The sequence below is a fragment of the Wolbachia endosymbiont (group B) of Ischnura elegans genome (assembly GCF_947251585.1).
Taxonomy (GTDB): domain Bacteria; phylum Pseudomonadota; class Alphaproteobacteria; order Rickettsiales; family Anaplasmataceae; genus Wolbachia.
Map to the genome: position 1 here is coordinate 176,252 of NZ_OX366371.1, position 12,495 is coordinate 188,746.

Genomic DNA, 12,495 nt, shown 5'->3' on the forward strand with positions numbered 1-12,495 from the left:
ATAATTCCATCAAAACAATTCGATAAACTGCCTTCAAAAACAATTTAATCTTGCTTGAATAAAACATGGCCAAAATAGTCCATGTTTTCAAGTACTTTTCCGCTACCCAGGGCAACACAACAAAGTGGATCATCTGCAACACGAACTGGTAATTTTGTTGTTTCACTAATAACTTTACTCAAGTTGCGCAATAACCCACCTCCACCAGATAAAATTATTCCTCTATCAACTATATCAGAAGAAAGTTCAGGTGGAGTACTCTCCAGTGCAGTTCTAATAGCAGAAATTATCTGATGTACAGGCTCTATTAGGCTCTCTGCAACTTGATATTCTGATAAAAGCATTTCTTTTGGCATACCACTCACTAAATCCCTGCCTTTAATTATCATTCCCTCTTTGTTGTTTTCAACTGGCAGACTGGCTGAACCGACGTTTTTCTTAATTTTTTCAGCAGTTGTTTCGCCAATCAATAACTTATGATTTTCACGAATGTATGACTTTATTGCCTCATCCATAATATCGCCACCTACTCTGGCAGAACGTGAATAAACAATTCCACCTAAAGAAATAATTGCAACTTCAGTTGTACCACCTCCTATGTCAACAATCATAGAACCTTCAGGTTCGGTAACTGGAAGTCCAGCCCCAATTGCTGCAGCCATTGGTTCTTCAATTAAGAATACTTCATTTGCACCAGCACTTTCTGCTGCATCTTGTATAGCACGCCTTTCAACTGGGGTAGATCCAGATGGAACACATATGATAATACTAGGCTTATTAACAGTGAATCTTGTGTTTGCGCTGCGTATGAAATATTTTAACATTTCTTCCGCGCTTTTAAAATCAGCAATAACTCCGTCTTTCAAGGGCCTTATCGCTTCTATTTCTCCAGGTGTTTTTCCGAGCATCATCTTAGCTTTTTTGCCAAAAGCATAAGGAACGTAACTTCCTTTTTCTTTTACTCTTGCTACAACTGAGGGTTCATCAAGCACTATCCCCTGATTTTTCTGATAAACTAAAGTATTTGCAGTACCAAGATCTATAGCAATATCGCTAGCAAATAAACCTTTGAAAGTAAAAAAATTTCTGATTAAATTCTGAACAAAACTCATACACAACTCAAGAAAACCATTTATTGAGACAAATTATACTTTTCAGATAAGTAACTAGTGTAGCACTCAATATCTAAATCCCTACCTGTTACCTTTTTTAGCTGTTCCAAAAAGCCATAATTTGCACTATATACATTTTTAGAGAACCAATCGATAAGTAAACTGAAATCTCCTTTTACTATAGAATCTAAAAATTCGTAATGATTTTTCTTAATGAAAGAAAAAAACTGCACAGCAGCGATTAACGCTATGACTTTAATAGGAAAGTAGCCTATAACACCACTTATCCAATACTCATCTTGAAAATAAGTGTCTAGCTCATTTTTAGCTTTTACTGAAATCTTGTAATGCTTCATACCTTCCAACCATTTATCGTGTAGATCTTTAACTTCTAACGTACCATTTATTAGATCTTGTTCTAATTTAGTTCTTAGCATAATGTGAGCCAATAAACTAAATTCATCCGCATTCTTCAAAAAAGATGAAAGATTTACTTTATTGAAAATCAAATACAAATTTTCAACACTACTATTAATTTTGCCTTTTGTAGAAAGTTTCTCCTTTATGTGTGGTTGAATGAACTCAATAAATTCTCTGGATGTTCCAATGATCCTTTCCATGAATAACCCTTGAGTTTCATACATAATATGTTTTGTAATTGAGCTCTTTATAGAATTTTGCGCTAAACATTTTTGATGAATTGCATAACCAGTATGCCGTAAAAGTAAAAATAAACCATAACAAAGGTCAGATTCATCATAATCGATAGAATCGTAATAAGAAATGGAAATCTCATTTGGTGTAACACTCATTTGCTGTAAGAATAAGGAACCAAGTTCAATCTGTCTCTGAACCGTAACTTTTTGTATATTAGTAACCTTATCCTTCTTCTGCTTTTGAGTTACTTTCTCTACATTTTCACTAAAAAATTTACCTAGCTTAGGAAATATTTCCTTTATGTTCTTTTCTGTGATATTAGAGTCATAGTCAGCAAGCAATGACTCATAGTTTGAGCGCTTTAATTGCTGCGATTTTATAGAAGCTGCTTCACGAGTAAGCTTAATTAGGTTAGTAAAGCATTCTTTCAGCTTTTCTAAGTTACTAATTTCAGAATTAGTTAGCCTCCATAAGTTTTGGCATTCAATCTTAGCTTTGGACAAAGATTTTACTAAATCAACAGGAATAGCACTGCTGCTTTTGTGTATCCCCTCTATTAACTTTAGCTGCTGAATATTAGCACTCTTTTTATTCCTAAGAGCATTCGCTAATGATTCCTTTATTGCATCATGAGAGATAATTTCATGTCTGATTTCCTCTAGAAGACACATTTGTTCAACTTTGTCCTCTACATTCAATTGGCTTTTGCTTAGTAGTTTTAGTGTGTTTTCGATATTCCTTACCTTATGTAATACTTCCTCTAAAAACTTATAAGATCTCATTTTTATTCATTGCTTTGAAACATCTGCTTAATATCGTAATAGATTAATAATAAAGTTAAAAGTATATTTGCTTAAAGTACAATAAAAAATTGTATTTTTATTCTTTTATTGTACTTCATTGCTAAGAATTGAGCATCTTATCAGAAAATTAATTATAAGATTGTAAAGAAAACATTTAGTATTTTATTTCCCTTGACTCTATTCTAGTATAGAGGGATTATTAGTACTAAAATTAAAATTACGCACTATATTTTAAATTTATGGAGGTTTAGTGATGTGGAGTAGACTGATTATAATGTGTTGTTTTTGTTTACTGCTTACTGGTGTAAGTTCTTGCCCTAAAAAAGGAGTAAATACGACAAATAAAATGAATGCTGTTGTTAAGCAGATAGGTGATAAAAGAGTTTTCTTTGGTTATGATGAATCTAGTATCAGTGAAGTGAGTGCAGATGCATTACTTGACGTGATGGAAGTGTTACAAAATAATCCTGACGCAAAGGTCACTTTAACTGGTCATACTGACAATCGTGGTTCTCACGAGTATAATCTTGCACTAGGAGCTAGAAGAGCAGATGCAGCTAAAAAATTTATGGTCAGCTGTACACCTTATCTAGAAAATAGAATAAAAACTGCTTCTAAAGGTGAAACTGAGCCTTTGGTTAATGTAAAAGATGATTCTAGAAATTCTAAATATGAAAAAGAGCATGCTAAAAATCGTAGAGTGGAATTTTCATTTTCTGGAATAAAGAAGTAGTTTCTTGCATTAAAACCTGGATCCCAGTGTCAAGCACTGGGATGACAAAAGAGAGCAATTCCGCTGCTTGTTAGCGGGATCTATATATACCACAAATAAGTCGCTGTATGACGTAGAGACTATCTGGCCATCAAGAAACATAATGAAATTAGAGTTATTATTTCAAAATATAGCTAATAGTTTTGCTTTCCATAACCAAATCGCAGTTGCAGTATCAGGTGGTGTAGATAGTATAGTCTTACTGCATTTAATGACTAACTGGGCAAAAAAAAACAAGCTTTCACTTCCTATAGCATTAACAGTAAATCATGGGTTACGTTCAGAGTCTCAAAAAGAAGCTGATTTTGTTATAAGTTATGCAAAAGAACTTGGAGCAAAGGAATCGTTCATATTAAATTGGGAGAAGCAAAATATTAAAGGTAATATTCAGTTACAGGCACGAAAAGCACGATATAAGTTACTAGCAGAGTGGTGTAAAAACAATAATGTTAAATGTTTGCTCGTTGCTCATCACAAAGATGATCAAGCAGAAACGTTCTTATTAAGATTGGAGCGAGGTAGTGGAGTAGATGGATTATCATCAATGGATTACAAATCTTTCTTAAATGGTATTTATATATTTAGGCCGTTGTTAAATTTTAGTCGTAGTGAAATAGAAAAGTACGCTAATCTTCACCGGTTAAAATGGATCGAAGATAGAAGCAATTATGACTTAAAATACAGACGAACTTTATACCGTAACTTACTTAAAGCAAGTGACAATCAAGAGATTTTAACAGAGCGAATATGCCTCACAGCCCTTCATATGAAAAGAGCTGCAAAAGCGTTGATGCACTACACACGCCTTGCACTTAATGACTGCGTTAATATTCATGATCTTGGTTATATTGAAATTAAACTAGATGAACTTTATAAACTGCCAGAGGAAATAGCTTTAAGGCTTCTTCTTTATTCTATAATGGCAATTGTCAACAAGCACTATAAACCAAGGTACCGTAGCCTTATCGCAATATTTAATAGAATATTGCAACAAAATAGTGATGTTAATTGCACACTCTATGGATGCAAAATAAGAAAATATGGAGAAAGTATTTTGATAATGAGAGAATCGTCAAATATACAGGAAATTACTGTACACTTACCATTAAATGGTTCTATTGAATGGGATAACAGGTTTAGCTGCACAATATTTGGAGATCAGGAGTGTTCAGTAACTATTGCTCCGCTAAAAAAAACACAAAAAATCCCTGAATTTCTAAAAAATTATGATTATTGCTCTGAAGTTTACTATTCTTTGCCTACAGTACAAAAAGATGGAAAGATGCTTGCTTATCCATGTATAAAACATGATAGCAAGCATATTGGTGATGATGAGATTAAATATTTTATCACTAGCATAATAAAGGAAAATTTGCTAAAGTTAATTGATGTTTAATTAAGGATGGCTTTGTTGCATAGCACTGATAGGCATGTAAATCACAATGAACTTACGCAGCTAATTTAAATTTAGCCATACCAATATCAGTAAATTTGTTCAGTAAGTAGCACTTAATTAACAGCTCTTTTTCACGATTTACCTCTGATTTATTTTTCAAGCCAAACCCAAATATTTGCTTCAACCTATAGAAAAAGACTTCAATATAAGACCGTGCTCCATACTTAACTTTTTTCTTCCATTCATTAATACCATCTTCATAATTCTCATATGACCTAATTCTACTAATATACTTGTTTCTTTCTGATAAGTAGTCAGCTAAACAAATTTTAGTATCCTTCCTAGGGCGAATAATAGGCACAATATTGTATTTTCTGCATTCTTTATACACACTTTTTATATCATAAGCCGCATCTGCTCGAATAGAACAAATGTTATATTTATCACTGACTTCTTCTAACATATCGCAGACCGGCAAATAGTCTACAGCAACACCACTAGTGTAGTTCATGCTTATTGCTTTCTTATCATTTATGTTTAAAATAACATGTAATTTTCTTACTTGACCATAACCACTGTATTTTCTTTTTCGAATATTAAGCTTACTATGCCCACCGTTATTATTGTAGATACTAACTCTAGTGCTATCTACGGCAATTTCAACATTTTCCAGATCATCTTTATTGCTTCTATGGTCATCAATCTTCAAATTAAGCTTTTTAAATCTTCTGGAAGCTTGTGTATAGCTGATAATCTTAAGTTTTTTGCCTATTTGTACCATATAACCTTTTACAAAACCTACAGCTTGTCTCAAGCCAATTCTAAAAAGATGAACTATTATGTGTATTAAAATTACAACTTTATCACTATAAGTGTTATTGCCACCTGCAACTTTTGGACTATTTTCATACCAATTTTCTATGGCTTGATTAACAAAATGAAAAACATTTCCTCTTTTTTTTAGAAACTCATTATATTCTCTTTGGTTACTTACTCTCATTTTTTGTGGCATAAGTTATACTTGTTTGAAAAATGCCTATTTTACAACAAAATGCGTTAGTAACCATAAGCTTTTCTCCTTACAATAACCTCAACCAACACTAGCTATGCAACAAAGCCATTAAGGATTACAATGAGTGGGGCAAGGTTTTTTAAATTTGTTTTATTATGTCTAACAATCGCTGCTTTTATTTATCTTATGTATGTTCTTTTTTTTTAATTAAAGCTGCTGCGGCCACTATATCCTTCATGCCTATTATTATAACATCTGCTGTAGTGACATGTTCAGTAATATGCACTGCAGCTGTATTAGGTTTTGTTATCTATTTAATGAAACCATCTAAAGTAATAGAAGTTGAGCAAAGTAAGCAAGAAGTAACGTTTAACGATGTTATAGTATCAGATGAAGTAAAAGAAGAGTTACGAATGATTTGTGATATTATATCACAAGAGACAAAAATAATGTTTGAAAAAGTTGGCTTTAAGCCACCACAAGGTTACCTTTTACACGGTCCACCAGGAAATGGTAAAACACTTCTTGCTCGCGCTGTTGCAGGTGAAGCTAAGCTTCCGTTTTTTTCCACTTCCGGAGCTATTATTGCTGGTCAATTTGTTAATCAAGGTGCACACAATATACAAGAACTTTTTCAAACAGCAAGAAAAAAGGCTCCTTGTGTAATTTTTATAGATGAGATAGATTCTATCGGTTCAGAACTTATTGACTCTAGGAGCCAATCTAATAGAGCTATAAACGAGGACCATAATAAAACTTTAAACCAATTATTGATTGAAATGGATGGTTTTAATGTTAGCAAGGGTATAATAGTAATTGCTGCAACTAATCGTCGTGAAGTTTTAGATGAAGCGCTTCTTAGGCCTGGCCGTTTTTCTAAGCATATCTATATTCCCCTACCAGAATTGGGCTCACGAGAAAAGATATTAGATCTTTATATGAAGAATGTGCCAGTTGGATCAGATCTAAACCTTAAAGAAATTGCAGAAAAAACTGAAGGCTATTCAGGTGCTGAGTTATCTAATTTAGTAAATGAGGCCAAGCATAATACTGTAAGGCGTACTCAAGAGCAAAAAATGGAAGAACCTGTTGTTAGCATGGGTAATTTTACAAAAGCACTTGAAGAGTTTAATAGTACACATAAAAAATTCAAGAATAGAAAAGCGAGCAATACAGGTAATAATGTAATAAGTGCATTACTACAACCTGCTGTAGAAAATTATATGCAGCAGCATCTTACCAGTACATAACACATATACTTATTGCAGTGAAAAACAATTTTTTAAATTTGTAATTATTTTTCTAAAGTTTACTACTCTTTTCCAACAGTGAAAAAAATGGAAAGGTGGTTGCTTATCCTGATGTAAATTACAACGGAAAAATACGGTGATGATAAGATTCGATGCATTATTAATAGCACGATAGAACAAAATTTGGTAAGCTCGATTAGTATTTAATTAGAAATGTAAATGAAAAAATTTTTAGAAGGCTTATTGATCTGGTTAGTGATTATTGTTCTTATTTCAGTTGCTTATATTCAATTTAGCGGAAGTATAGGTAAGAGTAAAACAACCATACCTTTTTCAGAATTTTTAACTAGACTAGAAGATAATGATATAGAAAATATTACAATAAGAAACCAAAGTATCGAAGGGAAGTTTAGGGATGGGTCAGCCTTTAACTCAAGTGGTGTTATATATAGTGACTTAATAAAAAGTTTGCATGATAGGAAAGTGAAGTTCTCCTTTTCAATTGGAGACTCTGCAATAGGTATAATTGGTGGATTACTTATTCAATGGGTTCCGACCCTTATCTTTATCGGTTTATTACTTTTCCTTTTTAAACAAACGCAAGCAGGAGGTAATAGAACTATAAGCTTTGGCAAATCAAAAGCTAGGCTTATGACTACTGGAAAAAAAGTGACATTTGATGATGTTGCTGGGATTGATGAAGCAAAAGAAGAGTTGGTTGAAATTGTTGATTTTCTTAAACAAAGGCAAAAATTTCAAGTGTTAGGTGGGAAGATACCAAAAGGATGCCTTTTAATTGGTTCCCCTGGAACTGGTAAAACTCTACTTGCTCGTGCAATTGCAGGTGAAGCTAATGTACCGTTTTTTAGTATTTCTGGATCTGATTTCGTTGAAATGTTTGTCGGTGTTGGTGCAAGCCGTGTCCGGGATATGTTTGATCAAGGTAAGAAAAATGCTCCTTGTATAATTTTCATAGACGAAATAGATGCAGTAGGTAGGCATCGCGGCATCGGTCTTGGTGGCGGTAACGACGAAAGGGAACAAACATTAAACCAGTTACTGGTTGAGATGGATGGTTTCGAGTCTAATGAAGGTGTGATAATAATTGCTGCAACTAACCGTCCAGACGTCCTAGATCCAGCACTACTTAGACCTGGTCGTTTTGACCGACAGATTACTATTTCTTTACCTGATATAAATGGGCGTGAGAGAATATTAAATACGCATATAAAGAAAATATCGATAGCACCAGATGTAAACGTAAAAACAGTTGCGAGGGGAACGCCAGGTTTTTCAGGGGCTGATCTAGCAAATTTAGTGAATGAGTCTGCGCTTATTGCTGCAAGAAGAAATAAGAAAATTGTTACCATGGATGATTTTGAGTATGCACGTGATAAAGTGATGATGGGCATGGAAAGAAGGTCCTTAGTCATTACAGAAGAAGAAAAAAAGCTTACTGCTTACCATGAAGCTGGTCATGCAGTAGTTTCAGTTAATATGCCTGCTTCTGATCCTATACACAAAGCAACAATTATTCCACGTGGTAGAGCACTCGGTTTAGTTATGAGACTACCAGAAACAGATAGAGTGTCCCTCACAAGAGAAAAGATGCTAGCAGATATAACTGTTGCAATGGGTGGACGTGTGGCAGAAGAGCTAATTTTTGGCTATGATAAAGTCACAAGTGGTGCATCTTCAGATATAAAACTAGCATCAGATTTATCACGTTCTATGGTGACAAAATGGGGAATGAGCGACAAAATAGGTCCGATCTATCATAATCGCGAACAAATCACACATGATTCTGAGACAATTTCTGAAGATACGTTAAGACTTATAGATGAGGAAGTAAAGAAAGTCGTATTTTCTTGCTATGAAAAAGCAAAAGACATTTTAACCAAGCGTAGGAAAGACTTGGAGCTCATTGCTGAAAATCTACTGGAGTTTGAAACTTTAACAGGAGATGAAATAAGAGACATATTAAGTGGAAAAAAAATTGTTAGAAATGAAAATGAAGGTAAAGAAGAGATAAGAAGATCCTCTCTCTAATAAGATCTGGCTTTATTTAACCGCTAAAACAAAAATTTTTGTAACCGTTCACGGATTGTGAGAATGAATTAAAGAACTAAGCAGTGACAGCTACTAGATTCTGTAGCTTTTGAAAGGGGTTCTGGCCATTTAGACGTGATGTCAAAAATATCGACAACATTCTTTCCACGAATCTTTCTCCACGTTCTGACCAGGTGAAAAAGCTGTTTTTACGATAAATTACGTACCGTCTAATTTGCCGTTCTGCAAGGTTATTAGTTGTTTCTATCACTTCAGGTTTTCTTAAAAACTTCCACATCATATCCTCAGATCGTAACATCTTAGCGGCCATTCTTGAAGCTTGAGTGCTATTTGCAACCCTCGTCATTTTACGTAAAAAATGTTTTACCCTTTTCCGAATTTTTCGCACCAGTCGATAAAATCTCAAATTATCTATCAAATTTTGTTTTTTTGCCTTATCTACTACAAACACCTTATTGCTGAGCGATTTTAGTGCTTGGCCAATTTTGCTCACTTCAACATTTTTACTATGGGCAAATCTCTCAAAATCTCTTGCCAGATGTGCCCAACATATCTGTCTATTTTCACGATTGAAGTAATTGTATACAGCGTATCTATCGCTCACAACTATACCATCATATTCTGGCAGTAAACTCTTCAACACCTTCTTACCACGAGACTCGCTTACCTTCAGAAGTGTCAACGCTTTGTTTGTTATTACCCAACTCCAGCCTCTCTTTCCTTGATTTCTGTGCCCTGTTTCGTCTATATGCAAATACTCGCTTCCTTGCAACTCTTCCTTCATTTTCTCATATTCAGATGCACACTTCTTCGATACCCTGCGTTCAGTATTTGAGACTAAACCAAGGCTTATATTTAGATTAAAAATACTGCCCAAAATTTGCTGTACCTCTCTTTTTGAGTTAATAAAAAAGCCGCTAAGGCTGCTTATAACTGTTTTAGCATTGGGTCCTAGAAAATCTCTTGCAACACCTTCGGGTAAATTTGCTGTAATTCTTTTATTACATACTCTTATATGTTAAAAACAAGTCTTTATAAATGTCACGAAATGGCGGTATAAAGACACGCAGAGAGGAGGAACCGTACATACTCTTGGTCATAAGGACCGTTTTGCAGCAAGGTTCTCCTCTCTGGTTTATTATACTGAAAGTTCCGAACAACTGGTTGAGCTTTTAGGCTCGTATATAAGGGTGGAAAATGCAGTATACACATTATTTATGGAGGGATTATGAATTTATCAAATATTATTACTGGCATTGATATTAGCAAAAATAAACTAGATATCCATATTCATCCACTTGGACATCATAAAGTATTTGAAAATAACGTTCAAGCTATTGATCAAATAATCGACTTTTTGCGTTTACATAACGTAACCAAAGTTGGACTTGAAGCAACTGGTGGGTACGAAAAATTATGTGCTTATACTTTATTAAGCCATGGTTTTGAAGTATATGTCATTCAACCAAGATGGGTGAGAGATTATGCAAAAAGCCTTGGTATTGCTACTAAAACTGATAAAATAGACTGTAGCATCATCTCACGTTATGTTAGTAATACAGACATGCGTGTCACTCCTTTAAAAGTTAGTAGTATTGACTGTTTGAAGCAAAAATTATCTCGCAGGAATCAACTAGTAGAAATAGCAAAAATACAAAAAACCCAAGCTCATCAAGTAACCGATTTATCTATAATCAAACAAATGGAAGAGCTACTTGCAGTTTTACAAAATCAAATTCAAGTCTTAGAAGATGAGGTAATGGAATTAGTCGATAAAAATCAAGAGCTTAAAAAAAAGTACATGTCAATAACTAGTATACCTGGTGTAGGTGCAATAACAGCTATTACTTTTATTTGTTATCTACCCGAGCTTGGAACTCTCCAACATAAAGAAATATCCAGCCTTTCCGGAGTTGCACCTTTTAATCGAGATAGTGGTTTTAGTAAGGGAAAAAGGTGTATTCAGGGTGGTAGATCACAAATTAGAAAGGTTTTACATATGTGCATTCTTAGTGCGCAAAGGTACAATTCTTATATAAAAATCTTCTTTGATAGGCTATACAATCAATATAAAAAACCATATAAAGTTACCTCTACTGCTGCAATGAGAAAATTACTTATCCTTGCTAACTCTTTAGTAAGAGACGGTAGACTGTTTACTGAGGAGTATAGCCCTAAAACTGCTTCTATATAGCAATAGCATAGCTGTGAATAAGTACGCCCACACAAATTTTAAGTACTTATTCACAGCTACATCAATTTTTCTATTGACTTTTAACACAACTGCTACAATGTCCTCTTTGCAACCTGTACTCAGTTACAATTGGCTTAATTTCTGGCAACTCTGCCTTCTGATGAATAATTTCATCTTCTAAAGTAATCTTACCTCCACACATACAAATTGTATCAATTGTGCATCTCACTACCTCGTCTGCAGCCATTAATTCACGCTTATGCACCTTATGTCCTGGCTGACCTCCTGGTTTTTTATCACTTTTCTTTTTTGCTTTCTTACGATATATATCTCGTGATGGTGGCAGCGATGAATTTTGCGAATTTAAGCCCAATTTGTCTTCTAATTCAACTATTTTTGCTTTCAAGCTATCATTTTCTCTGATCAGTGCTTTTATTTCTTCCTTGAGATTAGCCTTTTCTGCTACAACCTTTTCTTGCAGCACTGTTGTCATTTACCCATTCCATATTTAGCTTCCTATCTCTTTACACTTTTATACTTACTTTGTAAACCACCTTATCTCCGTGAACGGTTACATTAATTTGGCCAAGTTTGTACATTTGACTTACTATTTCTTCTGCTACTTCTTTTATACTCATATTTGAATTTTCTACCTCTATAGCATTTTGTGGTACAAATAAATCTTCCTCCCTAAATTTAATACTATTTATATTAGTAACCTTCCTATTTTTTCTTTGCTTTTTTGATATAGTACGCTCTTGTAATATCAATGGATTGCACCTAAGTACTATAGGGAGGATTTTTGTGCTCATTTTTTTACTAAGTTCTACTACTGAGTTATATATTCTTATGTTGTAATCATTATTTTTAATTAATTCATCAACAAATATATAATTTTTTGAGTCAATAGGATAGGCTTCTATTGCCTGAAACATAACATGTGTAGTGTTATATATTCTATCTCGAGCTTCTTTGGAAGTTTGATTATATTCAAGTCCACTTACAATTACTGCATTTATCATACTAGATAATACTATTGCTGTAGAAAGTTTACCACTTCCTGGAAGACCAGTGATATATATGAAAAATTTTGTTAGCTGTTTTTTTATGTCAACGTTTATCATATTATTTTTAATATTAAAACCTACAATTATAATAACATAAAAACAAGGCTTTAAAACATATGAAATATTACATAAAAAGTCGTTTTTATAGTTAAAATACTATGT

General features: G+C 33.7%; 10 protein-coding genes and 2 pseudogenes. 6 read left to right on the plus strand and 6 right to left on the minus strand.

The window, feature by feature from the left end:
* Positions 1–44 precede the first annotated feature (44 nt).
* Both OPR58_RS00870 and OPR58_RS00875 read right to left on the minus strand, forming a co-directional pair.
* Positions 45–1,112, minus strand: a complete 1,068-nt coding sequence (locus tag OPR58_RS00870) for a rod shape-determining protein (protein ID WP_019236777.1) — start codon at positions 1,110–1,112, stop codon at positions 45–47.
* Between the two features lie 20 nt (positions 1,113–1,132).
* Positions 1,133–2,551 carry a gluzincin family metallopeptidase gene (locus OPR58_RS00875; RefSeq protein ID WP_264375088.1) on the minus strand — a complete coding sequence of 473 codons (1,419 nt, stop codon included), beginning with the start codon at positions 2,549–2,551 and terminating at the stop codon, positions 1,133–1,135.
* Positions 2,552–2,825: 274 nt separating this feature from the next.
* Between OPR58_RS00875 and OPR58_RS00880 the strand changes: the two genes are divergently transcribed.
* Both OPR58_RS00880 and tilS read left to right on the plus strand, forming a co-directional pair.
* Complete coding sequence (locus OPR58_RS00880) at positions 2,826–3,305, plus strand: OmpA family protein (RefSeq protein ID WP_007302208.1); 480 nt, start codon at positions 2,826–2,828, stop codon at positions 3,303–3,305.
* A gap of 142 nt (positions 3,306–3,447) precedes the next feature.
* Positions 3,448–4,740 (plus strand): tRNA lysidine(34) synthetase TilS, encoded by a 1,293-nt coding sequence (tilS, locus tag OPR58_RS00885; RefSeq protein ID WP_265022791.1) that lies wholly within the window; start codon positions 3,448–3,450, stop codon positions 4,738–4,740.
* A 52-nt stretch (positions 4,741–4,792) separates the two neighbouring features.
* On the opposite strand, the gene OPR58_RS00890 is transcribed toward tilS, so the two are convergent.
* Positions 4,793–5,752, minus strand: a complete 960-nt coding sequence (locus tag OPR58_RS00890; protein ID WP_265022212.1) for an IS5 family transposase — start codon at positions 5,750–5,752, stop codon at positions 4,793–4,795.
* A 236-nt stretch (positions 5,753–5,988) separates the two neighbouring features.
* Here OPR58_RS00890 and OPR58_RS00895 point away from each other — a divergent pair, with 236 nt between their 5' ends.
* From OPR58_RS00895 to ftsH, 3 genes and pseudogenes are all read left to right on the plus strand, one after another.
* Positions 5,989–7,002 carry an ATP-binding protein gene (locus tag OPR58_RS00895; RefSeq protein ID WP_265022792.1) on the plus strand — a complete coding sequence of 338 codons (1,014 nt, stop codon included), beginning with the start codon at positions 5,989–5,991 and terminating at the stop codon, positions 7,000–7,002.
* 57 nt (positions 7,003–7,059) lie between these two features.
* A pseudogene (locus OPR58_RS00900) lies at positions 7,060–7,209 on the plus strand (tRNA lysidine(34) synthetase TilS); the annotation flags it as partial.
* A gap of 12 nt (positions 7,210–7,221) precedes the next feature.
* A pseudogene (ftsH, locus tag OPR58_RS00905) lies at positions 7,222–9,024 on the plus strand (ATP-dependent zinc metalloprotease FtsH); the annotation flags it as partial.
* Between the two features lie 103 nt (positions 9,025–9,127).
* Here ftsH and tnpC read toward each other — a convergent pair.
* Entirely contained in the window at positions 9,128–10,087 is a 960-nt protein-coding gene (gene tnpC, locus OPR58_RS00910; RefSeq protein WP_320109902.1) for an IS66 family transposase, read from the minus strand.
* Between the two features lie 213 nt (positions 10,088–10,300).
* Between tnpC and OPR58_RS00915 the strand changes: the two genes are divergently transcribed.
* Positions 10,301–11,266 (plus strand): IS110 family RNA-guided transposase, encoded by a 966-nt coding sequence (locus OPR58_RS00915; RefSeq protein WP_264336652.1) that lies wholly within the window; start codon positions 10,301–10,303, stop codon positions 11,264–11,266.
* A gap of 70 nt (positions 11,267–11,336) precedes the next feature.
* Here OPR58_RS00915 and OPR58_RS00920 read toward each other — a convergent pair whose 3' ends face one another.
* A complete protein-coding gene (locus OPR58_RS00920; protein WP_265022588.1) occupies positions 11,337–11,759 on the minus strand; it encodes a DUF6444 domain-containing protein in 423 nt (140 codons plus the stop codon).
* Between the two features lie 31 nt (positions 11,760–11,790).
* Positions 11,791–12,390: an AAA family ATPase gene (locus tag OPR58_RS00925; RefSeq protein ID WP_265022793.1), complete on the minus strand. Its 600-nt coding sequence runs from the start codon at positions 12,388–12,390 to the stop codon at positions 11,791–11,793.
* Positions 12,391–12,495: the final 105 nt, after the last annotated feature.